We start from the raw sequence: 23,367 nt of genomic DNA, 5'->3' as shown, positions 1-23,367 counted from the left end.
GGTTGATCAGTCTCTCACCAAGCATCACTATATTTCAGCCAAGTTGCCCAAAGTTTAAGTCTATAAATGAGAAAACGAAAATGTCTCAGTCTGAGTTCCCTGATTCACAGTTTCCGGTTGAAATAGAACAGCCTGCTACTACTGACTCTAATCAGGCTCAACCAACAGATTTTTCAGCAGACCCAAAACCCATATCAATACTCCATAAAAAGCGGTCTTGGCCAGTGATTTTAGGCGTAGTTTTGTTAATTGCTGGTGTTGGTGGAGGTTGGCGATGGTGGCAAACTAGCCAAGCGAGTAATGCACCGAAGGGGGCTGGAGCAGCGGCTGGTCAACCGATGGGAATTCCTGTGAAATTAGCCACAGTTGAGAATGCAACTATTCAGCAAACTTCAGAATTTGTGGGGACTTTAGATGCACCACGCTCAGTCACACTCAAACCAGAGATTGATGGACGCATTACAGAGATTTTATATAAAGAAGGCGATCGCATTTCCCAAGGACAAGTAGTCATTCGTTTGCAAAGTGATGATGCTCAAGCGCAGTTACTCCAAGCCAAAGCCGCACTTGAACAAGCTCAAGCACGTTTAGCCGAACTCAAAGCCGGGACGCGCTCAGAAGAAATTGCCCAAGCTAGAGCGCAGTTAGTTCAAGCCCAAGCGCGGTTGCGAGATGCTCAAACAGGTTCAAGTCCAGAAGAAATGGCGCAAGCCGAAGCGCAAATTGAGGCCGCTAAATCTGACTTAGAACTGGCAAAATCCCGCGCCCAACGCTATGGAAACTTACAAAAACAAGGAGCTATTTCCGAAGATCAGATGGAAGGCTATCTGAAAGAACAACGTAGCGCCGCCGCTGCATTAGTCGTAGCCCAAAAACGCTTAGATCAACTCAGCAAAGGCAGAAATTCCAATATCAATGAGTTAGAAGGAGCAGTTGAACAACAAAGACAAAACGTCAGACAACTAGAAAACGGCCCTCGTCAAGAAGAAATCGCCCAAGCGCGATCGCAAGTTACCCAAGCTGCGGCTCAAGTCAAAGCCGCCCAAGTACAGTTGCAATACACTAATGTCCGCGCTCCCTTTACAGGTATTGTGGGCGATATTCCCGTCAGAGTTGGAGAATTTGTCAGCAAAGCAGACAACCTCACCACTCTCACCAGAAATGACTCCTTGGAATTGAACATATCTGTACCACTTAATGAAAGTCAGCAATTGCGCGTGGGCTTACCTGTACAAATGCTTGATGCTCAAGGTCAAGCCACAGCTACAGGTAAAATCAGTTTCATTTCGCCCAATGCTACTGCTAATTCGCAAACTGTTTTAGCTAAGGCAGTTTTTGGTAATGGCAACAGACAATTAGTCAATCGTCAGTTAGTCCAAACTAAAATCATTTGGGATGAACGCCCCGGAATTTTAATTCCGGTGACAGCCTTATCACGCTTGGGTGGAGAAACATTTGTATTTGTAGCGCAAGCACCAGAAAACCCCAAACCAGGAGCGCCATCGTTAGTAGCTTTGCAAAAACCAGTCAAGTTAGGAGCTATTGAGGGTAGTAATTACCAAGTATTAGAAGGATTGAAAGCAGGAGAAAAAATCGTAGTTTCCGGTATTCTCAACCTCACCAACGGCGCACCGATAATTCCTTCTCCCTAAAAAAAGCTGAAGGGTAAAGGGTAAAATTTCATACTTCATACTTCACACTAGCCTGCTGCAAGCCCTTCGGGTTCAGCAGTCGCTCATGGGGGAAACCCCCTACAGCCCTTTGGGCATCCTACGGCGGGCGTTAGCCTCTCCCTTTGGGAGAAGACCGCGCTGCCTCACCGCTGCGCGTTTACACACTTAAGACTTTTTATTATGTTTGTTGATTTCTTCATCAAGCGACCAGTCTTTTCTACAGTCTGCGCGATCATTATCTTACTGGTGGGATTAATTAGTATTCCCACACTACCCATCGCCCAGTTTCCTGATATTAGTCCTAATCAAATCAACGTTACTGCCAACTACAGTGGAGCCAGTGCCGAAGTAGTAGAAAGCGGCATCACTAATATCTTAGAAAGACAAATTAATGGAGTTGAAGGTCTGAGATATATGACCTCCAGCAGCAGCAACGATGGTACAAGTAGTATTACAGTTACCTTCGATGCCTCACGCAATAAAGATTTGGCTGCTGTTGATGTCCAAAATCGTGTTTCCATTGCTGAGGCACAATTACCAGATGTAGTGCAGCGTACAGGTGTTAGGGTCAGCAAGCAATCTAACAATATTCTCTTAGGAATTGGTTTATATACCGACAATAAAGAATATGACAACACATTCTTGAGTAACTACGCTGACCTTTACGTAGCAGATGCGCTCAAAAGAGTCAAAGGCGTAGGTGATGTCCGCATTTTTGGTGAACGCCGCTATGCTATGCGCCTGTGGTTAGATCCCAGTCGGTTAGCAACACGCGGATTAACAACAGAAGATGTCACAACAGCACTGGCACAACAAAACTTGCAAATTGGTGCGGGGAGAATTGGCCAGGAACCTGCCCCCAAAGGACAACAATATCAAATTGATGTACGTGCTGCCAGCCGACTGACAGAACCAAAAGAATTTGAAGAAATTGTGATTAAGTCCGAAGATGATGGGACTTTAGTCAAACTCAAAGATATCGGTCGAGCCGAATTAGGGGCAGAAAATTACAATACATTTCTGCGATATCGGGCTAAGGATGCTGTTGGGTTAGGTATTTATCAAGTTCCTGGGAGTAATGCCTTAGATGTAGCCAATGGAGTGAAAGCAGCGATCGCCGCATTGGCTCCAAGTTTTCCGCCAGGAATGAAATATCAAGTAGCTTTTGACACAACTATGTTTGTGGAAGAGTCTTTGGCAGAAGTAATCAAGACTCTATTTGAAGCTGTGGTGTTGGTGGTCATCGTCATTTTCTTATTCTTACAAGACTGGCGAACGACGCTGATTCCCGCACTTACGATTCCTCTAGCATTGGTAGGGACATTTGCCTTCGTCAAAATATTTAACTTTTCGATTAATAGTTTGACCTTATTTGGTTTAACCTTAGCATCGGGGATGGTGGTAGATGATGCGATCGTTGTGGTTGAGCAAATTAGCCGTTTTATTCAAGATAAAGGCATAAATCCTCGCCGCGCCGCCAGTGAATCAATGGCTGAATTATTTGGTGCAGTCATTGCTACTTCTTTAGTGTTGATGGCGGTGTTTGTGCCAGTGGCATTTTTTCCAGGAACCACAGGTGCATTGTATCGGCAATTTGCCTTAACTATCGCCTTCTCTATTGCTATTTCGACTTTTTTGGCGCTGACCCTCACACCTTCATTGTGTGCTTTGCTACTACGTCAAGGACAAAGACCTACAGGTTGGCTAGGTTGGATTTTTAGCCAGATTAACAGATTTTTGGACTGGGTAACGCAGGGATATCGGCGATCGCTCAATTTCCTCACAGGCATTAAAAGCGTCATTATAGGATTATTTATCGTCTCTTTGGGAATGACTGCTTGGTTGTATGCAAGCGTACCTACAGCTTTTCTCCCCGAAGAAGATCAAGGCTATTTCATCACAATTATCCAAGGGCCACAAGGGGTGTCGCTGCAATATACCAGCGATGTTATGTCCCAAGTAGAAAAAGAAATTCTGCAAATTCCCGAAGTTGTTGGCACCTTTGCGGTTGGCGGCTTCGGCTTCAGTGGAAGTACTGCCAACAGTGGTATCATCTTTACCACATTAAAGCCTTGGGGAGAGCGTGAAAGACCAGATCAAACAGTCAAAGCTCTCATCGGTAAATTACAAGGCAAATTCTTCGCCATTCCCGAAGCGAGAATCTTTGCTGTCAATCCTCCAGGAATTCAAGGTTTGGGTAACTTTGGTGGTTTTACCTTTCAACTCCAAGACCGCAGAGGTAATGGCGGTTTAGACAACCTAGTTCAAACAATGGGTCAATTGCTAGGTCGTGCCAATCAAACCCCCGGACTCCAAGCTGTATTTACCACCTTTGCTGCTAACACTCCCCAGTTACTTGTAGAAGTAGACCGCAACAAAACCAATGCGCTACAAGTGAATGTAGATGATATCTTTACCACCTTGCAAACTGCTTTAGGAGCGCAATATGTCAACGATTTCAACCTCCAGCAGCGTAACTACCGGGTGTATGTCCAAGCTGATGAACAGTTTCGCTCTAACCCACAAGATATCGGGCAATTATATGTTCGTTCTCGCAAGAATGAAATCATTCCTTTGAGTAATTTGGTGAAAATTACTCCTACTACAGGAGCGCAAACAATTAACCACTACAATCTATTTCGCTCCATTGAAATCAATGGTTCCGCAGCACCAGGCTTTAGTTCGGGAGATGCTATTCAAAAAATGGAACAGGTAGCTCAACAAGTTTTACCATCCAGTTACGGTTACGAATGGTCAGGTACAGCACTAGAAGAACTAGAATCTGGTGGTTTAGCACCCGTAATTTTTGGCTTAGGATTAGTTTTTGTCTTCTTAGTCCTAGCAGCCCAATACGAAAATTACATTGACCCTTTAATTATTATGCTTTCAGTGCCTTTAGCGATTTTTGGCGCACTGTTAGCCCAGTCAATGCGGGGTTTCGCTAACGATGTTTACTGTCAAATTGGTCTAGTAATGTTGATTGGTTTGGCAAGTAAAAATGCGATTTTGATTGTGGAATTTGCTAACCAATTGCGAGAACAAGGGCTTTCGATTACCAAAGCCGTAATTGAAGCTTCTCAAGAACGCTTACGCCCAATTTTGATGACTGCTTTTTCCACGCTTTTGGGGATTTTTCCTCTAGCTGTAGCGACTGGTGCAGGTGCAGGAAGCCGTCAATCTTTGGGGACAGCGGTCTTTGGTGGAATGTTAATTGCCACATTCTTAAGTTTGTTTGTCGTACCAGTTTTGTACATCGTGATTAAATCCTTCACAGAAAGGTTGATGAAGACACATCCAGAAGAAACAATGCACTAATGCAGGTATGTATAAGGGGATTTTAGCAAAAATCCCCTTTGCAAAATTCATATAAATAGTCCCTGTGAGATATTTTGCATTACTCCTCAATAGTGATAATGTTTTCACAAGTAAAACGACTGATACCAATTTAAAGATGATTGCGACAGATAGATTGACAGAAATTAGACGCAGATAACAATTATCAATCCAAAATCCGTCTTGAAAAGTTTGCTCAAGTCGAGCCACTGCGTTACGGTGAGCAGTCCGTTGGGCGGCTTTACCAACTTGTACCCCTACGGGGAAGCAAGCTACGCGCAGCGTCTCCGATTAGGAGAAGGAACTGCCGTTAGCGAAGCGGTAGCGACGTTAAGCGTCACCCGAAGAGACGGTTCCCTCCGTTGAAACAAGTGGTGTGGGAAACCCGCCCACGCAACGCCAGTTGCTCCAAACAGGGAAACCCGTCCAAGGCACTAGCTCAACTTTTCGCAAAATCCAAAATGGTATGAGATGTGTAGGAGAGGTACTTGCTGATGTCTCACATCTGTTGGCGGTTACATCTGGGAGCATTTTTAGCTATTTGTGGGGCTTTAGTTACCACTGCCATCAAGAGTAGTCTAGCCCAAAATATCACCGTGGATGGCACTTTAGGAACTACACAGACCATTAATGGCCCAAACTACACAATTCCTCAGTCAGTAGGTGAAACTGTTGGTAGTAACTTGTTTCACAGTTTTGGTCGTTTTAGTTTAAACACAAATGAAAGCGCAGTTTTTCAAAGTGCTGGGGAGATTAGAAATATTGTTTCTCGTGTTACAGGCGGTTTGCCATCCAGAATTGATGGTTTAATTCGTACAGAGAGTAACAATGTTAATTTGTTCTTAATTAATCCTAGTGGGATTGTGTTTGGCCCGAATGCCCGACTGGATGTAGGTGGAAGCACAAGAGGTTCTTTTATCGCCAGTACAGCAGATGCAATAGTCTGGTCGAATAATAGTCAATTTAGTGCAACTAATCCTGGTGGAGTTAATAGCTTACTGACAATTGTCGGCGACCCTAGTGGGTTTTTATTCAATAGACCACCACAAGCAATAGATGTCAATGGAAGTGAACTAACTGTTGATCAAGGTCAAAGCTTGTTGTTACTGGGCGGTAAGATTAACTTAAATAATAGTTTGTTATTAGTGAATTCATCAGTTGGCGGTCAAATTGAACTCGGTGCTGTTGGCACACCAGGAAAAATAGGACTCACTACCAAGGGAAATATTCTCAGCCTAGATTTTCCGCAAAATTTAGCACGAGCAGATGTATCTCTTCGCAATAACGCCCAGGTGAATGTTTTCGCAGAGGTTGGCGGTAGCATTAACGTTAATAGCCGAACCTTAAATCTACAGGGTGGAAGTCAGATCCAAGTTGCTATACCCCAAGGATCTGGAGATATTAATAGCCGCACTGGGGATATAAATGTCAAGGCTACAGGTAATATCCATCTGCAACAGCGGAGTCTGATTTCTACAGCAATAGCCAGAAATGGTACTGGCAATGCTGGCAATATCAATATTGTTACTAACTCACTAGTAGCAACTGATGGTTCACAAGTCAACGCCAGTTCTTTTGGCAGGGGTAATGGCGGAAATATCTCAATTACAGCGGGTGATGCTGTCGCTTTTGATGGTCTGGCGAGTGATGGTTTAATTAGCTCGGCAATTAGTTATATTGATGCAGGAGCAGAAGGTAACGGTGGTATTGTCAAGATTAATGCGCGATCGCTCACTTTAACCAACGGTGGGCAAGTTAGTGCCAGTGTACGTTCTGCTACTAATACCTTACCAGGCGGTCGGGGTAATGCGGGTAATGTAAATGTTAATGTGCGTGATGCCATCACAATTAACAATGCCAATAGTGGTGTACTCAGCCTCTTGGGTGTTGGTGCAGTGGGTAGTGGCGGTAATATCGAAATTCATACAGGCTCTCTGACAGCAACCAATGGCGGACAAGTCAACACCAGTTCCTTTGGGAGGGGTAATAGCGGAAATATCTCAATTACAGCGGGTGATGCTGTTGCCTTTGATGGTGTGGCGAGTAATGGCTTAATTAGCTCGGCAATTAGTTATATTGATGCCGGGGCAGAAGGTAACGGTGGTATTGTCAAGATTAATGCGCGATCGCTCACTTTAACCAACGGTGGGCAAGTTAGCGCCAGTGTACGTTCGGCTACTGCAACCTTACCAGGCGGTCGGGGTAATGCTGGTAATGTCAATATCAATGTAAGTGATACAACTACTATCACGGGTAGGAGTGCTAACGCTACCAATAGCGGTATTTTAAGTCTTGTTGGTGTAGGCGCAGTGGGTAATGGTGGCAATGTAAATTTAGACACCAAAAATTTAGCAGTCCGAGATAATGCGGAATTAACTGTTAGTAATCGCGGTATAGGTAACGCTGGCAACATTAGAGCTAATGCTGGCAACATCGTGTTAGATAATCAAGGACAAATTACTGCCACCTCACAATCAGGGCAAGGTGGTAATATATCTGTACAAGTAAGGGATATTTTATTACTACGCCGCAATAGCTTTATCTCACACATCTCTGGAACCCCAGAAGCAGGTGGAACAGGGGGCAATTTCTTCGCTAATGCTGGTTTTATCGTCGCTGTACCATCTGAGAATAGCGATATTATTACTAATGCTTTTAACGGTAGCGGCGGAAATATTATCATTAATGCTCAAAACATTTTTGGTTTGCAGTTTCAACCCCAATTAACTCTAGGCAGTGACATTGTAGCAACGGGTACTGTCACCTTAAACACACTGAATATTGACCCAGTTCAAAGTTTGGCTTATTTACCTGCCACTGTAGATGTCCCAGAACCCATTGCCCAAAGTTGTAATAATAATCAAACAGGAAGTCAATTTAATGTGACTGGACGCGGTGGTTTACCCGCCAGTCCAGATGAAAGCTTGAGTAGTGATGTAGTGTGGTCTGATACTCGCTTGACTGTGGCTGCTAAACCGCAACATAATTCCCCAACTTCTCAAACACGCAGACATTCAATTATTACCGATCATTTGGCAATTGTACCTGCTACTGGTTGGGTACGCGATCGCCAAGGCAAAGTTACTCTCGTTGCTCACTCCTCTAATATTTCTAACTTTAATATGGGGTCTCGTGGAACTTACTGCCAAGTACCCCAACCTGACTAACGGCTACCAGCAACAACTAGTCGTGCAGGAAGTCCCCCGTCTACCATGAATTCTGGTTGCACCTGATACGCAGACATCTGATTTATTGATGTTTCTGTAGCTGCTTGGTGGATTTGATTGGCTGGAGTGTTAATAGCTAAAGTCGATTCTGTATAAAGGTTTTGCCCAGGTACAGAATAACCAAAAGCTATGAGTCCAGATGCCAGAGAGGAGGCAATTAACTTGGAGTACAATTGTGTTGTCATAGTATCCTCCTCAGATGAATAATGCTGACATACAGCCACAATTGTTAATAGGTAGAATATTTTGTGAGTATGCACATCTGATGGAAAATACTCAGCACTTGCCATCAAGCAAAAACCCTGGTTTCTTCATGAAACTAGGGTTCTGAATTTAATGTCACTAAAAAAATGTGGATTCCTTGCCAGGAATAGGTTTAGAGGATTATTTTTTACCTTATCTCCTGACATTGGCGAGTTTCGACTACGCTCAACTCCCGCAAAGTCGAACCATAGCTTCCTGCTACAATGCTTCTCTATTGAGGTGTGGTCACTTCTGAAGTTTGATTGATTGGTTGCAGCACATTTTGTCCTTGGACTAATGGTGCTTGAGCCACTTGTGTATCTAATTTTACACCATCTGTGGTTAACAAACTTACCCAATCAGCTTTGAGTGCTGAATCTTGAGGGCGAGAATATCGCAACTTTGCCAAAGTATCAAGCGCATCTTGCCAAATACCAGCCTCAGCATATAACTTCAAGCGTTCTTGAGGAGAAGCGTTTTCTAACTTACTCATCAATTGTGGATTATCAATGCGCTCGATAGTTCCCTGAACTAACTTATCCAAAGAACGGTCTTGAGTATTGCAAATAATTGAAAAATTCCATCTATATTTTTGACCTTTAGCCAGCGTGTTGTCTGGTAAACTCACTCCAACAACACCAGCATTACCACTAGGTTTGTACTTTTGCTTGTAAACCTCTTGTTCATTTTCATCTTGCACCACTAACTCTACTTCTGGTGCTTTATTGTCAGGGATATAAAAATATAAGCTAGGATTAGCTATAGTCGTTAACCCAATATTTGATATCGGCACAATAGCAGTCAGATACTGATTCTTGGCGACACAATTTATGCCACGGGAACCACCTGGAACTCTTCTACCAGGGCCTTTTCCTAAATTTGGTAAATTAATCTTGACTTCTGCTTGTACTGGCACTACAGAACTTAAGATGGTTAATCCCACAATTGCAGAGATTGCTGTAGACAAAAATTTTCTTGGTAAAAGGTTGTTCATGATGAGATGTAATTCTAGGTTAGAGCTTAAAATTTGTGCTTGTTTTTAGGTGGTAAGACTTCTGGGGAAGGAATTAAAGGCTGCTTGACGATTTGCTGATTCAAGCTGACATTTGGTGTAGTTAACAATTCTTCCCAATCAGATGCTATTTCGGGATTATGAGGAAACAAGTAGCGTCTTTGTGCCACAGTAGCAAGAGCATCATGCCAAATGCCTGCTGCTGCATACAAAACTGCACGCTCTTGTCTAGTTGCTTGTTGTAATTTTTTTACCAGTTGTAAGTCTGGTAGCACGCGTTGTATCAAACCAGCTACAACCTTATTTTGAGACTTGTCTGTAGGATTACATATTACAGATAATTTCCATTTATATTGTTTGTTTACTGCCAAAGAATTAACAGGCAGACGTATGCTAATTATGCCAGCTTTGTTGTTAGGTTTATATTTCTGTATGTAAACCTCTTGCTCAGTTTCATTTTGAACAACTAGCTCTAATTCTGGTGCAGAAGTTTGGGGAACATAAAAAAACAAGGCAGGATTTGACAGGGTAGTTAATCCTAATTGGGATTCGGGAATTAAAGCTGTTAACGGTATTTTCCCTGACAAACATTGATTAGGAACTGGTAGAGATGGTCTTACCCTAATCTCATTTTGAGGGGTGTTTTTTATTATAGGTCGGCGCAAAATCCCACCAGAACCACGTATTGGTGATGCTTGGGGTATTTGACGGTTTATACCTGTCTCACCTCCAGACGGTGGTTCATACGCCCGTGTTCCCGCTGGGATTAATCTCTGTGGGCTACCAAGAACCGGAGGGACAAATATAATTTTTTCTCTGGCTACTGCGGTATTTACTGGTAAAACACTAGTCATACCAACAGTTGTAGCTAAAATTATTATCCCGATTTTTTGTAGTTGTGAGGAGATCATCTGCTTGATTTCTGCTATGGGGAAGTTTTGCTCAATTATTTAACAACAGTTTTGGAGCTTCTTTATCGGGAATTAAAGGTTTTTGTGCTAGTTTTTCATCAAACTCTACTCCAGGTGCTGTTAACAATGCTTCCCAATCAGCTTTGAGTTTTAAATCATAAGGACGCGCGTATCTCAATCTTGCTAAAATATCAAGGGCATCATGCCAGATTCCGGCATCTGCGTAGAGTAGCACACGCTCTTGAGGAGTCGCTTGTGCTAGTTTATTCATCAGTGAAGGATTTTCAAAACGTTGAATAGTGCCTTGGACGACTTTATCTACAGAAGGGTCTTGGGGATTACATTTGATTGAGAAATTCCACCTATATTTTTGATTCACAGCTAAAGTGTTCGGTGGTAGATGTATTCCTATGATTCCTGCTTTGGTATTTGGCTGATACTTCTGTTGGTAAACAGTTTGTCCATCTTGATTGTCATTTTGAATGACTAACTCTAGATTAGTAGCAGTATTTTGGGGAATAAAGAAATATAAGGTGGGATTCCCCACAGTGGTTAATCCCAGGTTTGACTGAGGAATTAAGGCTGTGAGATTTTGATTTTTGGCTACACAAGTTACCCCGCGTGTAGCCGCAGGTACTCTGCGATTAGGGTTTCCGATAGATGGTGGTAGGCGTAATCTCACGCGAGTACCAGACTGGACTGTTCTTTTCGGCTTCCCTAGAGTAGTTGGTAGAGTTTCTGTTTCTGGCTGGGCGATCGCAATGTTAGTAGGAGAAAGGACAGTAAACCCAAAAATAGCGGTGAAGAATATTAGCCAGATTTTTTGTGGCATCGGGGCGAGCATTAAATATACTCCTACTATTGTGGAATTTTCATAAATTTAACTATATTCCACCAAACCACTCATAACCTTCGTCAATCCAGTAGCCTTTTTTATTGCTGAGAGTGCTAGTTAATGTAATGCGAGTTACCCATTTAGATTGTTTATAACCAAGCTTGATGGGAGCAGCAAGACGCAATGGCGCACCATTCTCTGCTGATAATGGCTGACCATTTTTTTGATAAGCCATGAGGGTTTGAGGGTGCAATACTGAGGCAATATCCCAGCTTTCATAGTAGTCATCGGCAGACTGAAAGTAGGCGTATCGGACTTGAGATTTTGGTTGTACTAAATTCAGCAAATCACTTAAGCGCACACCTCCCCATTGAACGATCGCAGCCCAACCTTCGACGCACACATGACGGATTACCATTGAGGTAAGGCGCAATTTTTGGATGTCTGCCATGCTTAATTGCATTGGCTGATTTACTTCTCCATCTATTGTCAGGCGAAATGTCGCAGGATCAATTTGAGGAGTACCATTAAAGCTATTGATTAACAGTGCATTTGGTTCAATGGCACTGATGGGAAATTCTGGGACTGGTGTCTGCGCTTTGAGTAATAATTCCCCGACTTTCAGGTTCAGCGGCTCAGTGAGGCTACCGACTTGTTCTGACAGTAGGTTGGTACCACAACTGCTCAAGAGTAACCCCATACTGGACATTCCCGATAGTTGCAACAACCGACGGCGTGTCAATAGATGGCGCGGTGCTGTGAATTCTTCCATACCACCTCTTTTAAGTAAACATTGATTTAATCAGACGATAACCGCCAACTTTCTGAGATAGCAGAAAATGAGCGATGACAAATACGACAATGATGGGGACGCTAACAAAGTGAACTACGCGTAAGATTTGCCAATTGCCAAATAAGCCAGATAACCAATGTAGTTGGGCTGGTTTGTACATTGCTAACCCAGAGGCGATCGCCAGGATTAACACTGGTACAATTCCTGTATAAATTAACCGATGCCAAGCATAGTTTTTCCGTTTTGGATTCTGCCCTTTTTGTAAAACTTGCAAGTCACCTTGGGAAACAAACCGCTTTTCCCAACGCTTTGTAAAAAATATATAAGCACCATAGACTAACAAGTTCAGCGCAAATAGCCACATTGCTGCAAAGTGCCAATTACGACCACCACCTAACCATCCTCCTAGTAAGAATGTGCGAGGAAATGTCCAAGCTCCTCGTCCACCAAACACAGGATTAGCATTGTAAATTTGCAAGCCACTGCCAATCATCACAATCAAACTAATGATATTGATGCCATGAAATATTTTGGCAGACAACTCTTGTTTCGGCCCCGCCGGAGGTTTGCTACGTTTGCCAGCTTTAGAAGAAGCCATAAAAAATCCTAGTTTTTCTATTCAAACCTAAAATGGATCAGGTGTTCTACTGCCTTATTGAATTACGGATACCTAATACTTATATCAGGTTTATTTCTCGACTTTACGCTTTTGGGAAATTGGTAAAAGAATGATTACAAAAGTATTTATCTATTACCAATTAATATTCTTTACCAATAATTAACCGGACTAGAGATTATTTGCTGAAGGCAGCATAACCAAAGGTAGCGTTAAACTTCCGACACCAAATTGCCGCACTGGCGAAATCTGCAATCTTGATATTATCTGGGATTGCATAGCGTTGAGTCCCAGATGTTTTTTGCAAACGTCCCAAACTTGCGTAATCTTTTTCAGTTATCCCGTAAATTTGTGGTTTGTCTTGGCGGTGTAAAATTACAAACAAGTCTGGCCCGCTGTCTGTTTTGAAGTTTTGATCTAATACTAAAAAGCTTTTACCATTCTCAGTAACGATACTGGCACTGCCTTTAGTTACGTGTTCTCCTTTGACAAAACTACCAGATTTGACAACTGTTGGTGCTTGAGATTCTGTGGGTGTTGTTGAGGCTGTGGGAGATGCCGTCTCAGCAACTTGAACGTTCTGTACACTTTGGCTAGAAGGCTTTTCCGTAGGTTGTGTGGCGATCTCTTTTGTACAACTAACGATCGCCAAAGCAGCCAAACTCAAAATGATTAATTTCCCTTGCATGGCTCAAAAGCCTCCAATTCAGCTATCTCTCTTGATTTGTTGCGCTGGTTTACCACCACCATTCGTGTTGGCAAATTCAGGATAATTACTGTCATAATTGCAACTTACCATGAAGTTACTATTAACTACACCGAAAGTATGGGAAAACCCTGAAAATTTAGCAAGAATTTATAAAATACCTCAAAAATTTGTTCTGGTTGTTGGAGAATTTACAGTGGGAGGCTGGGAAACATAGGAGCCAACCACAGTTGAATTTGCACATCCCAACCCAGAAGAATGGCGATCGCGGATGCGGCTACTAAAACTCCACCAACTCTGTGTAACATTTCACTTTGAGAACGCAAACCCAGCAAGGATTTACTGGCATAACGCCCAGCATAAGCGATCGCAAGTAACGGTAACGCGGCTCCCACACCAAAAGCCAATAACAGCGTAAATGTCCCCCAAATTTCATGCTTGCTGGCTGCCAAAATTAAAATGCTCCCCAGTACAGGCCCAGCACAAGGAGTCCACAACAAACCAAGCTGAGTTCCTAACCAAAATTCTCCAGTTAATCCTACCCCTGTGGTTCTTTTGATTCTGCCTAACTGCAAATAACTCAGTAGTAGATAACTCCACTTAGGAAAGATTGATAGCAAACCCAAAAACAACAGAATAAATATACCTACATAACGCAAAGTACTGGCCAATCCAGCCAACCAACTGCTGGCAATTCCGAGCAAACTACCTGCTGTGGCAAATCCAGCTACTAAACCAGCTACTAGAGCTATCGGGCCATAGCGATGGGTAGAAAGCGATCGCCCCACCAAAACAGGCAAAACAGGCAAAACACAAGGCGAGAGTACTGTTAACGTCCCTGCCAAAATTGCTAATCCCGCTGATAGGGAAGTGGTTGCCATCTTGACCTATCCTAAAAGCTGACGAATCATCTGTTCTGTATCTGAATAAGCGCCTTCACCAATGTGGTCGTAGCGAATCACTCCTTGACGGTCTGCTAAAAACAAATGCGGCCAGTATTCATTTTTATAAGCATTCCAAGTTTGGAATTCATTATCTATCGGCACTGGATAGGTAATTTTGTGCTTTTGCAAAGCTTGTTTGACATTGTTGACCACTTTTTCATAAGCAAACTCTGGTGTATGCACACCTACAACTTTCAGTCCTTTTGCTGCATATTCTTGATGCCAACGAGTAACGTAGGGTAAAGTGCGCTGACAATTAATACAAGCAAATGTCCAAAATTGAATTAATACTACACTTCCTTTGAGATCAGCCGTTGTTAAAGGCGAGGAGTTGAGCCATTGGGAAATCCCTTGGAATTCTGGGAGCAGTTGCGCGTTAGCAGGTACCGCCGCGACAGTTGGAGTGGGAGCGCTACTAGGCGTAGGCGCAACAGCATTAGGAACTACAATTTTTTGAGAACATCCAGATGCGATCGCCACTCCACCTGCTCCTAATGCTCCTAACCCCAGATAGGTCAGAAGTCGGCGGCGCTTGATGAAATATTTATCCATAAAGCAATTGTTTTAGTTATGAAGATGAATCGGAATGCTTTTGAGTTTCGGATGATGGCGGAGATACCGAAACAACTTTTCGGAGAAAGGGGTGCGTACACAACGCACCCATGAATTACTTTGGTAATTTTTACCTGTTTTGAGAAATAGCCCCAACCTTGGAACTCATTCAGGATAAAAACTGACCAACTCTTACCTCAACAGTTTTCAAGAACGGTTACAAAAAGTTTTTTGAGCAATTCTTGTATATACAAGTGACTTCAGGATACAAACTTTGTTTATTTGGGTAAAAACTGCCTTTTTAGTCAATGTATCCTAAGTAACCTAACTATTAGGGTGTGGTAGTTGGTGCAGGAGTAGCACCTTCTTTCTTCATAGCATCACCTTTCTTCATAGCATCGCCATCTTTCTTCATAGCATCGCCATCTTTCTTCATAGCATCGCCATCTTTCTTCATAGCGCCGCCTTCGTTCTTCATAGCGCCGCCTTCGTTCTTCATAGCGCCGCCAGTATCATTAGCAGGAGAAGCAGAAGGTGTACCAGAAGCGCCAGGATTATCACCACCTGAGCAAGCAACTAAGCTTCCCATTAAAGCAAGACTTGCAATCACACCAACAAATTTTAACTTCATCATCTTTCGGAACCCCTTAAAAGTCTCACTAAAGAAATAGACAAGGATCATCCTGTATAATCATACGGATGAAGCCAGATTTTGATAACAAATTAACTTTTTTTTAAAATTACTTTGCGAAAATTAATTTTTCTTAACAATCTGGCTTCATCTTCGATTGGGATATGTCTATTTAATTAGTACACTGTTATCCTTGGGCATTACGCAAAAAGTCAAGAATTCAACATAAATGTTTGTTGTGGAGATTGGGCATAAGTACATAGAGGTTTGGAGAAATTTATAAATCGGTCTTGATTTTGATTTTACTGACGGCTCTACCAACTTTCTCCCATGTTCTAGCTGTTTCTGCATCTTGCCAATTAGTTCTCAAATGTTCAGCCTTTTCGTAACAGACCTGCGAAAGTATACTAAGCACACCAGATAAACTCATATTCTCGATCATTATCTCTATGTCGCTTTTGTCGTACATTTTTACAACTCCGAAGCAAAATTTTGTTAAACAGCTTTGATATAAGTCATCATCTACCAAATTTGGTAGTGATAATACCTGGAATTGGGTTATCTCGTCATGCAGCAATGGAATGACTTAAAAATTACCTTGGGGATCGTCGGATATATGTCTGATGGACAGAAGTCAGGATTCAGGTGGACTGACTTGCTGGAGTTGATATTGTCGCCATTTTTCTTGTTGACGGACTCGTTTCTCTTCAGTCAGTTGAGCAAAACAGTAGGGACAAGAAATACCTTCTTCATAATGAGGCGAAGCTTTATCTGGTTCAGCAATCGGGTGTCCACAGCAAAAGCACAACTCATGACTACCTGCTGCTAATCCATGACGAACAGCTACCCGTTCATCAAAGACAAAACATTCTCCTTCCCACAAGCTTTCTGTGGCGGGAATTTCGGCTAAATATTTGAGAATACCGCCTTTGAGGTGATAAACTTCCGTAAATCCTTGGGATAGCATAAAAGATGAAGCTTTTTCGCAGCGAATACCACCAGTGCAAAATAAAGCAACTTTTTTATGCTGATTTGGGTTGAGGTGATGCTGCACATATTCCGGGAACTCCCGAAAAGAATTTGTGTGGGGGTTATTAGCTCCTTGAAAAGTCCCAATTCTGACTTCATACTCGTTGCGAGTATCAATCACCGTAACTTCTGGATCAGAAATTAAATCATTCCATTCTGCTGGAGTGACATAAATGCCTACTTGCTGATTTGGGTCAACTTCCGGTAAACCCAAAGTCACAATTTCTGATTTCAGTCGCACCTTCATCCGTTCAAAGGGCGGTGTCTGAGCGTAAGATTCTTTATATTCTAAATCTGCTAAACAGCGATCGCTACGTAGATAAGCAAAAACAGCATCAATGCTTTGACGCGAACCCGCAATTGTGCCGTTAATACCTTCGGCTGCTAACAAAATTGTCCCTTTAATATCTTGTGCTAGACAGTAAGACAGCAAGGGTTCTTGTTTTTCGGCAAAGTCAGGCAAACTGACAAATTTATAAAATGTGGCAACAATCTGGGTATTTTCTTGGTTCATCCCTTTGGCAATGGAACAATCTTCCGGTACAATTTTTAAAGTAGCTAAATTTAACTACCTTTTTAATTTTACGGGGGTTTAGCTCAGTTGGTAGAGCGCCTGCTTTGCAAGCAGGATGTCAGCGGTTCGAGTCCGCTAACCTCCACTACATCAAGAATTGCCATTTTGGTGAGGCTACAAAATAGCCCGCGCTGTGATGGTTGCGGGAGACACATCTAATATTCCCTGATCGCCGTCTAAAATGACTTGTACACCTACTGGTAATGCCGCATTTTGTTCACCGTGACCAAAGGGTAAATCAGAAATAATCGGAATTCCTAAATCACCCAAGCGATCGCGCAGAACTTCTTCCACACTAAAACTAGGTACGTTGACGGGAGGTTCACAACGAGTAAAACCACCTAAAACTATCCCGCGCACGTTGGGTAACACGCCACTTAACCGCCACTGGGTTAGCATCCGATCAATACGATATGGTGCTTCTGTGACATCTTCAAAAGCCAAAATCACATCCTCAAAATCAGGTTGTAGCGGTGTACCTAAAAGATGAGTAGCGACTGTCAAATTTCCTGGAAGCAAAATCCCAGTTGCAATTCCACCACCCCAACCACAACCTTTCAGCGGCTCTACCGGTTTTCCTTCTACCCAATTCAATAATCGCTCTCTAGACCAATCTGGCTCATTGGCAAATGTGGTCAAGACAGGTGCGTGAATGCTCGAAATTCCGACATTAAAAAGACTCCACAACAAAGCTGTAATATCAGAAAAACCAATGAGCCACTTCGGCACTGTGGAGTTTTTATGCCAATCCCAACTTTCTAAAATGCGGGTGCTGCCAAAACCGCCCCTAGCGCAGAGAATACCACGGCAGTCAGGGTCATGCCAAGCTGTGGCTAACTGATGGCGGCGAATTTCGTCTTTATCAGCTAAATAGCCCCAACTTTGGTCAATATTAGGGCTTATTTCCACACAATAACCGCGCGATCGCCAAATTTCTATACTCCGTTCAAAAGCATCAAATTCTCGTAAAGCACCACTAGGCGCAATTACGCGCAGTAAATCTCCAGGTTTTAGGGGCGCAGGTAAAATTGTTGATTTCATCAATACATTTTTTAGGAGACAGAATTCCAGAATCAGCAAAAATCCAACTATATACTGTACTCGCTATGATGTACACTCATAAAATTTCACGGCAAAAACAGAGTCAATCATCATTCTTGACTCTGTTGAATAAGATATACTGCACACTTGACGTAAGCGATTGAAAAATCTGTCACCAGAATTCAGCATGAATTAGATGGAAAAGGCTGGAATATCCTAGTTTCTTGTTCTGGCTGCTGATTTTTTCTTTCAGCAATACAAATTCTCCACGAAAATTATCTTGGAGGTGTACGAGTCGGTCTGGGTGTAGGTGTTGTCGGCCTAGGAGAAGGTCTTTGTTGTGCAATTACCATATCTGCTTGATTAGCAGCTTGAGAATCAGAAAAGAAGACTCCACCAAGAGCGGTAGTCATCAACACCGCTATAACCACAGAGTTTATCCCCTTCATAAGAATTTCCTTTTTGCAGAGATTTATGTCTACCTATTCTGCTCAATCAAAAAAATTCTGCTATCTTGCTGGAGAAATAAGCAGTTGTAAGTGGTTTCGCAACATTAGATAGATGGTAGATTCAGGCTCATTTAGTATGGCAGTGCGATCGCACTAGTATTCAAAATAAAATTTCTATGCCCAAAGTAAAAATTTTTAATTAAGTTTTGGGAAAACTAAAGATGACAATACTGCCTTTTTTCGTACCTGACTTTGCAACTATAGTTCAGGGCGAAGATGGGAAATATAACTTAAAAGGCAAAGGATTGATATTATGCTTGCTACGCATAGCATGAACAATGCTAATGAGCTTAACCTGCGATTAGAGTCAACTTTGCAAGAATTACCCATGTGGGAAGTTCAGGTTGAGTTAGATTGTCCAGGCGGTGAGTTAATTAAACTTTTTAGTCAGCAACCGTTACTTCCAGGAATTATTTTGAATCAAGGCCAGTGTTTTGTAGGCATGATTTCGCGGCAAAAGTTTTTTGAAAATATGAGCCGTCCCTATAGCTTTGGTTTATTTTCGCGCAGATCAATTGAGAGTTTATATAAATTTATACAACCAGATTTATTGATATTTTCTGGAGAAATAACCATTGTAGAAGCGACTCAAACAGCATTAAAAAGGTCATTAAATCTAGCCTATGAGCCAATTTTAATAGCAACTAAATCAGGAAAATATGGGCTTATTGATTTTCATCAATTACTATTAGCTTACTCCCAAATTTATGCTTTAACTTTGAATCATCTACAGCTTGTAGAAGAACAATCAAAAACTGCTAAAGCTGGTTTTAAAGATTTGCAAAATAATTATACTCGCTTAGTACAAAATGAAAAAATGGCCGCATTGGGACAATTAGTTGCGGGGATTGCCCATGAAATCAATAATCCCGTCAACTTTATTGCGGGAAATTTAGTTCATGCTATTAATTACACTCAAGATTTACTAAAGCTAATTGATTTATATCAACAACATTATCCAACTCCAAAAGAACCTATTAAAAATCAAATTTCGGCATTCGATTTAGATTATGTGACTGAAGATTTTCCCAACTTGTTAGCATCAATGAAAATAGGGTGCGATCGCATTCAGCAAATAGTCCAATCTTTACGCAATTTTTCTCGTCTTGATGAAGCTGAGAAAAAAATAGTTGATATTCATGAAGGTATTGATAGTACACTGCTTATTTTAGGCAGTCGCCTCAACGAAGAAATTAATGGCGTAAGAATCAGCATTGTTAAAGAGTATGGCAATATTCCAGCAATTGAATGTTATGCTGGACTAATAAATCAGGTTTTTATGAAAGTCTTGACAAATGCTATTGATGCGTTAGAAGAATCAATTATTAAAAATCAAGAATTAAATCAGCATAACGCTCGATTCTTCAATAATCCAGCAATTAAGATTCGGACTGAAATTACGAATAATAATCAAGTAAATATTTGCATTGCTGATAATGGAATGGGCATTCCAGCGGATATCCAAAAATATTTATTTGACCCTTTTTTTACTACCAAACCAGTCGGTAAAGGTACAGGATTAGGATTATCTATTAGCTATCAAATTATTGTAGAAAAACATGGTGGACAATTACAGTGTCTATCTACTGTAGGGCAAGGAACTGAATTCATTATTCAAATTCCTGTAAGACTCTCATAATATTGAGTTACTTTTAGCAGCCAAATAATAGATGAGCGAATTTTGAAAGGGTAAATGTCAGTAGTTGTAGCTTTTTTACTTCAGACTTCCACTACGCTTGCAAATTTTAATCAAATCATGGCAGTATAACTCTGCACCGCTTAATCCAGGTGCAAATTGAGTATCAGCAATATTTATTGTCACCAAAAAATTTTATGAACAAAAGATTCAAACTTAGCCTCATCCTGCTTGCAGCTTTAGGAAGTTTTACCTCGCCATTAATTGCTAGAGCTAATTTTGAGGGTAATCTCAATGTAGAAATTGATGGCTTAAAAAACACACAAGGACAAGTCTGCGCCAGTATATTTGCCAGTAGTCAAGGATTTCCGGCCGATCGCGATCGCGTATTACAAAGACAATGTACTAAAATTACTGACACATCTGTAAAACTGACCTTTAAAAACTTAAAAGCAGGTAACTATGCCGTTGCTGTGATGCACGATGAAAATGACGACTTTATGGTTAATCGTAGTGACTTAGGTTTTCCCCTCGAAGGTTTTGGATTTTCTCAAAATCCAGAAATTATTGACCGTGCGCCCAAATTTGAAGAGGCCGCTGTTTTAGTTGCAGGTGCGAATACAGATATCAAAATTCAGCTGAAATATTTATAAGGCCGATTAACCTGGATCTTTGTGAGTATCCTCTGGTAAATTTGGTTGAACTGCTATGTTACGCATTCTTTTTATCTGAGTTAAAGCATACTTTGCTGTTGCCTGCACTTCTGCATCTGAGTCTTCGAGTGCGTGGCCTAACATTTGACTCATTTGCGCCATCATATCGTAGACACGAGTCAAGTCACGGATAGCATTTTGCCTGACTTGAGGACTATCATCTTGCAAAGAGATGGCTAAAGCACGGTTAATTGGCTTGAGGGCGCGGGTGCTGATTTCTGACAAAGCTGCCAAAATTAAGCTACGTTGTTGGGAATCAGCATCAATCATTAAGTCAACTAAAGGTTGAATTGCGCGAGAATCACCTTGCTGTCCTAAATCCCAAATCGCCTTACGCCGCTTTGTTGGGTCATTACTGTGTAAATCTTTAATTAATTCATCAACAATATTAAGTTTAGCTAGGCGAGAAGTTTTTTCTACTGACACAACCGTTGGTAGTGCCGATGTTGGTGTCTGTGTCGTAGTTTCTGGATTGATTGATTTGCTGTCTAATTCTGGTAAGGTTGATTGAATTGGGTCTTCAGTAGCTGGACTCAAAGCCGGAAGCGAAGAATCTTTAGACTGTTGTGCTTGCTTGGACTGACGAAACCTTTTTAATAAAAACAGAAGTGCGCCAATACTGCCAAAAGTTCCTATTCCTAATAATAACCACCACACAAAGTCTTTTTGTTTAGGCTTGGTTGTAGCCGCAGATTGAGTATCTGGGCTAGGTGAAGCCACAATTGGCGAAGTCGCAAACTGATTTTTTGAAAGAATAGCAGCTTGTACACTCACCTGCGTGGTCTGGTCAGCAATACCATCTGTTCTTTTTAAAGTCTTATTTTTTTGAAATTGAGCTACAGCAATTTGGGTAGTGGAACCATACTTTCCATCTACTACCCCCTTATAGAATCCTAAATCTTGCAATTGGGATTGTAATTTTTGTACTTCCAGCCCTTGACTACCCAGTTTTAGAACAGCCTGCTTAGTGGGCTGTTGGGAATTGGCTTGGGCAATTTTTAGGTACTTAGGGTGAGATGTGGCTGTACTTGGGTGATTGGGGTAAAAACCCAGACAACTAAAACAAATGAATATCAGGATAGAGGAAGGACATAGCCTCATATTGCCAGCTTCAGCCTGAACGTGATTTTGAAATGATCCATACCACAATAGCTTCTCTTATGTCTAAATGTTAACTATGGTTAATGGTCATTTGTGATGATTTATTCTTCCCTGATATCCTGCCCTTCTACACTAGTTAGGGTAAAATTTCGGTCTCCGATTCTCTGACCTGTATAGATAGGGAATTGAGCTTTTTAGCTGATGTTTCTAAGACTTGTGGCTGTTGTGTGGCAGTTTTTTCGGGGATATTGAGTGTTTGGTTCTGTCCAGCTAAGTTATCACGCTGATTTATAAGATAGATGCTGATTAATGTCAAACAAACGCCTATCCACTGCAAGGGACTGAGAATTTCTGAGAGGAAGAGGTTGCCAAAAAGTAGCGCAAATACAGGTGTGAGGAAGGTTAAGGAACTCAGACTAGTCAAACTACCACTAGAAGCAAAATAGAAAAATAAACCATAAGCGATCGCACTACCAAATACTGTGGCATACCCCAAAGCCACCCAATCAGATGCAAGAATATTTTGCCATTGCTGAGATTCTCTGAATGCGGAAACCCCCCACAAGGGCAAACCACCAATAATCATGTGCCATCCGGTAGCGCTTACAGGGTCAGCATGGCGCGTCACAAATCTAATTAACACTGTTCCTACAGCCATTGATAGCGCCGCTAACAGCATTAACCATTCACCACTAGCAAATAAATCTTGCCAGTTACCCATTGTGATATTTCCTTGTGTACCCAGCCAATGAAATATCAACTCATCTGGTAAGCCAATTAAGCTAATACCTGTCACGCCTAAACCCAATCCTAACCAGCCCCAAAAACCGATGTGTTCCTGAAACAGCCACAACGACAGCAAAGCCACTGCTAAAGGTTGGGAGTCAATCATCACTGATCCTAATCCGGCAGTGGTTCTGACTAAACCTTCTGCTAAAAAACCTTGGAATAATGTCCCATCTATTAAGGCAAATAAGGTAATCCATAACCATGCTTTCCAACCTTGTGGCTGGGGTCTACCCATCAGTGCGGCGACAACCAAAATTAACACTCCGGCTGGTAGCAAGCGCACACCCGCCATAAATAGTGGTGTGGTGTGGGGGATAACTCCTTTCATGGCGACCATTGCTGTTCCCCAGAGAAAAAAGGGAGCAATTAGCAATAAGGGAGCGAAGGGTAGTCGTGATGCACTGAGTTTCAGTTGCATGAGTTTGCTGAGACCTTTATGACACAAGAGCAGAGATTGCTTTAACCAATTCTACCCAATTGTGACTTTTTGTGAAGGAAA

At 41.9% G+C, this 23,367-nt stretch carries 21 protein-coding genes and 1 tRNA gene; 7 read left to right on the top strand and 15 right to left on the bottom strand.

What is annotated here, in order from left to right:
• The first annotated feature begins 80 nt into the window (after positions 1-80).
• The 4 genes from AC504W_RS04975 (at position 81) to AC504W_RS04960 (ending at position 8,173) form a co-directional block, all read left to right on the top strand.
• Positions 81-1,652, top strand: a complete 1,572-nt coding sequence (locus AC504W_RS04975; RefSeq protein WP_494876567.1) for an efflux RND transporter periplasmic adaptor subunit — start codon at positions 81-83, stop codon at positions 1,650-1,652.
• Between the two features lie 201 nt (positions 1,653-1,853).
• Positions 1,854-4,988: an efflux RND transporter permease subunit gene (locus tag AC504W_RS04970; protein ID WP_494876565.1), complete on the top strand. Its 3,135-nt coding sequence runs from the start codon at positions 1,854-1,856 to the stop codon at positions 4,986-4,988.
• A gap of 237 nt (positions 4,989-5,225) precedes the next feature.
• Positions 5,226-5,372, top strand: coding sequence for a hypothetical protein (locus AC504W_RS04965; RefSeq protein WP_494876564.1), 147 nt, complete (start codon positions 5,226-5,228; stop codon positions 5,370-5,372).
• 128 nt (positions 5,373-5,500) lie between these two features.
• Positions 5,501-8,173 (top strand): two-partner secretion domain-containing protein, encoded by a 2,673-nt coding sequence (locus AC504W_RS04960; RefSeq protein ID WP_494876562.1) that lies wholly within the window; start codon positions 5,501-5,503, stop codon positions 8,171-8,173.
• Here AC504W_RS04960 and AC504W_RS04955 read toward each other — a convergent pair.
• From AC504W_RS04955 to trhO, 11 genes are all read right to left on the bottom strand, one after another.
• Entirely contained in the window at positions 8,170-8,418 is a 249-nt protein-coding gene (locus AC504W_RS04955; protein WP_494876560.1) for a hypothetical protein, read from the bottom strand. The two genes, AC504W_RS04960 and AC504W_RS04955, sit on opposite strands and share 4 nt — an antisense overlap.
• 290 nt (positions 8,419-8,708) lie before the next feature.
• Positions 8,709-9,443, bottom strand: coding sequence for a DUF928 domain-containing protein (locus AC504W_RS04950; protein ID WP_494876559.1), 735 nt, complete (start codon positions 9,441-9,443; stop codon positions 8,709-8,711).
• Positions 9,444-9,496: 53 nt separating this feature from the next.
• Complete coding sequence (locus tag AC504W_RS04945) at positions 9,497-10,399, bottom strand: DUF928 domain-containing protein (protein ID WP_494876557.1); 903 nt, start codon at positions 10,397-10,399, stop codon at positions 9,497-9,499.
• Positions 10,400-10,430: 31 nt separating this feature from the next.
• Positions 10,431-11,231 (bottom strand): DUF928 domain-containing protein, encoded by an 801-nt coding sequence (locus AC504W_RS04940; protein WP_494876556.1) that lies wholly within the window; start codon positions 11,229-11,231, stop codon positions 10,431-10,433.
• Positions 11,232-11,283: 52 nt separating this feature from the next.
• Positions 11,284-12,006 (bottom strand): molybdopterin-dependent oxidoreductase, encoded by a 723-nt coding sequence (locus AC504W_RS04935; protein WP_494876554.1) that lies wholly within the window; start codon positions 12,004-12,006, stop codon positions 11,284-11,286.
• Positions 12,007-12,016: 10 nt separating this feature from the next.
• Positions 12,017-12,625, bottom strand: a complete 609-nt coding sequence (locus AC504W_RS04930; RefSeq protein WP_494876553.1) for a cytochrome b/b6 domain-containing protein — start codon at positions 12,623-12,625, stop codon at positions 12,017-12,019.
• A gap of 196 nt (positions 12,626-12,821) precedes the next feature.
• The gene (locus AC504W_RS04925; RefSeq protein WP_494876552.1) at positions 12,822-13,331 is read right to left on the bottom strand and encodes a DM13 domain-containing protein; all 510 of its coding nucleotides are present in this window, start codon (positions 13,329-13,331) and stop codon (positions 12,822-12,824) included.
• Between the two features lie 209 nt (positions 13,332-13,540).
• Positions 13,541-14,230 (bottom strand): cytochrome c biogenesis CcdA family protein, encoded by a 690-nt coding sequence (locus AC504W_RS04920; RefSeq protein WP_494876551.1) that lies wholly within the window; start codon positions 14,228-14,230, stop codon positions 13,541-13,543.
• Between the two features lie 6 nt (positions 14,231-14,236).
• The gene (locus AC504W_RS04915) at positions 14,237-14,845 is read right to left on the bottom strand and encodes a thioredoxin family protein (protein ID WP_494876549.1); all 609 of its coding nucleotides are present in this window, start codon (positions 14,843-14,845) and stop codon (positions 14,237-14,239) included.
• 331 nt (positions 14,846-15,176) lie between these two features.
• Positions 15,177-15,479 carry a pentapeptide MXKDX repeat protein gene (locus AC504W_RS04910; protein WP_494876548.1) on the bottom strand — a complete coding sequence of 101 codons (303 nt, stop codon included), beginning with the start codon at positions 15,477-15,479 and terminating at the stop codon, positions 15,177-15,179.
• A gap of 631 nt (positions 15,480-16,110) precedes the next feature.
• Complete coding sequence (trhO, locus tag AC504W_RS04905) at positions 16,111-17,019, bottom strand: oxygen-dependent tRNA uridine(34) hydroxylase TrhO (protein WP_494876547.1); 909 nt, start codon at positions 17,017-17,019, stop codon at positions 16,111-16,113.
• A gap of 72 nt (positions 17,020-17,091) precedes the next feature.
• Here trhO and AC504W_RS04900 point away from each other — a divergent pair.
• Positions 17,092-17,164: transfer RNA gene (locus AC504W_RS04900), tRNA-Ala, on the top strand.
• A 29-nt stretch (positions 17,165-17,193) separates the two neighbouring features.
• On the opposite strand, the gene AC504W_RS04895 is transcribed toward AC504W_RS04900, so the two are convergent.
• Positions 17,194-18,120: a S66 peptidase family protein gene (locus AC504W_RS04895; RefSeq protein WP_494876545.1), complete on the bottom strand. Its 927-nt coding sequence runs from the start codon at positions 18,118-18,120 to the stop codon at positions 17,194-17,196.
• Positions 18,121-18,395: 275 nt separating this feature from the next.
• Positions 18,396-18,569, bottom strand: a complete 174-nt coding sequence (locus AC504W_RS04890) for a hypothetical protein (RefSeq protein ID WP_494876543.1) — start codon at positions 18,567-18,569, stop codon at positions 18,396-18,398.
• A gap of 313 nt (positions 18,570-18,882) precedes the next feature.
• On the opposite strand from AC504W_RS04890, the gene AC504W_RS04885 reads away from it, so the two are divergent.
• The gene (locus AC504W_RS04885) at positions 18,883-20,268 is read left to right on the top strand and encodes a sensor histidine kinase (RefSeq protein ID WP_494876542.1); all 1,386 of its coding nucleotides are present in this window, start codon (positions 18,883-18,885) and stop codon (positions 20,266-20,268) included.
• Between the two features lie 194 nt (positions 20,269-20,462).
• On the top strand, positions 20,463-20,918 hold the full coding sequence (locus AC504W_RS04880; RefSeq protein WP_494876541.1) for a DUF2141 domain-containing protein: 456 nt from the start codon (positions 20,463-20,465) through the stop codon (positions 20,916-20,918).
• A 6-nt stretch (positions 20,919-20,924) separates the two neighbouring features.
• On the opposite strand, the gene AC504W_RS04875 is transcribed toward AC504W_RS04880, so the two are convergent.
• Together AC504W_RS04875 and AC504W_RS04870 are read right to left on the bottom strand one after the other, a co-directional pair.
• Positions 20,925-22,079 (bottom strand): HEAT repeat domain-containing protein, encoded by a 1,155-nt coding sequence (locus tag AC504W_RS04875; protein ID WP_494876539.1) that lies wholly within the window; start codon positions 22,077-22,079, stop codon positions 20,925-20,927.
• Between the two features lie 136 nt (positions 22,080-22,215).
• Positions 22,216-23,286 carry a DMT family transporter gene (locus tag AC504W_RS04870; protein ID WP_494876538.1) on the bottom strand — a complete coding sequence of 357 codons (1,071 nt, stop codon included), beginning with the start codon at positions 23,284-23,286 and terminating at the stop codon, positions 22,216-22,218.
• Positions 23,287-23,367 lie beyond the last annotated feature (81 nt).

The organism is Nostoc sp. C96, assembly GCF_059384975.1.
This window is presented reverse-complemented; position numbering and strand designations above follow the sequence as displayed.

Excerpts from the sequence above, each read along its gene's own strand:
- AC504W_RS04930 (WP_494876553.1), bottom strand. The coding sequence starts at position 12,625 with ATGGCTTCTTCTAAAGCTGGCAAACGTAGCAAACCTCCGGCGGGGCCG.
- AC504W_RS04910 (WP_494876548.1), bottom strand. The coding sequence starts at position 15,479 with ATGATGAAGTTAAAATTTGTTGGTGTGATTGCAAGTCTTGCTTTAATG.
- AC504W_RS04875 (WP_494876539.1), bottom strand. The coding sequence starts at position 22,079 with ATGAGGCTATGTCCTTCCTCTATCCTGATATTCATTTGTTTTAGTTGT.
- AC504W_RS04945 (WP_494876557.1), bottom strand. The coding sequence starts at position 10,399 with ATGATCTCCTCACAACTACAAAAAATCGGGATAATAATTTTAGCTACA.
- AC504W_RS04925 (WP_494876552.1), bottom strand. The coding sequence starts at position 13,331 with ATGCAAGGGAAATTAATCATTTTGAGTTTGGCTGCTTTGGCGATCGTT.
- AC504W_RS04920 (WP_494876551.1), bottom strand. The coding sequence starts at position 14,230 with ATGGCAACCACTTCCCTATCAGCGGGATTAGCAATTTTGGCAGGGACG.
- AC504W_RS04970 (WP_494876565.1), top strand. The coding sequence starts at position 1,854 with ATGTTTGTTGATTTCTTCATCAAGCGACCAGTCTTTTCTACAGTCTGC.
- AC504W_RS04915 (WP_494876549.1), bottom strand. The coding sequence starts at position 14,845 with ATGGATAAATATTTCATCAAGCGCCGCCGACTTCTGACCTATCTGGGG.
- AC504W_RS04955 (WP_494876560.1), bottom strand. The coding sequence starts at position 8,418 with ATGACAACACAATTGTACTCCAAGTTAATTGCCTCCTCTCTGGCATCT.
- AC504W_RS04870 (WP_494876538.1), bottom strand. The coding sequence starts at position 23,286 with ATGCAACTGAAACTCAGTGCATCACGACTACCCTTCGCTCCCTTATTG.
- AC504W_RS04975 (WP_494876567.1), top strand. The coding sequence starts at position 81 with ATGTCTCAGTCTGAGTTCCCTGATTCACAGTTTCCGGTTGAAATAGAA.
- AC504W_RS04935 (WP_494876554.1), bottom strand. The coding sequence starts at position 12,006 with ATGGAAGAATTCACAGCACCGCGCCATCTATTGACACGCCGTCGGTTG.
- AC504W_RS04880 (WP_494876541.1), top strand. The coding sequence starts at position 20,463 with ATGAACAAAAGATTCAAACTTAGCCTCATCCTGCTTGCAGCTTTAGGA.
- AC504W_RS04960 (WP_494876562.1), top strand. The coding sequence starts at position 5,501 with ATGTCTCACATCTGTTGGCGGTTACATCTGGGAGCATTTTTAGCTATT.
- AC504W_RS04885 (WP_494876542.1), top strand. The coding sequence starts at position 18,883 with ATGCTTGCTACGCATAGCATGAACAATGCTAATGAGCTTAACCTGCGA.
- AC504W_RS04940 (WP_494876556.1), bottom strand. The coding sequence starts at position 11,231 with ATGCCACAAAAAATCTGGCTAATATTCTTCACCGCTATTTTTGGGTTT.
- trhO (WP_494876547.1), bottom strand. The coding sequence starts at position 17,019 with ATGAACCAAGAAAATACCCAGATTGTTGCCACATTTTATAAATTTGTC.
- AC504W_RS04890 (WP_494876543.1), bottom strand. The coding sequence starts at position 18,569 with ATGAAGGGGATAAACTCTGTGGTTATAGCGGTGTTGATGACTACCGCT.
- AC504W_RS04895 (WP_494876545.1), bottom strand. The coding sequence starts at position 18,120 with ATGAAATCAACAATTTTACCTGCGCCCCTAAAACCTGGAGATTTACTG.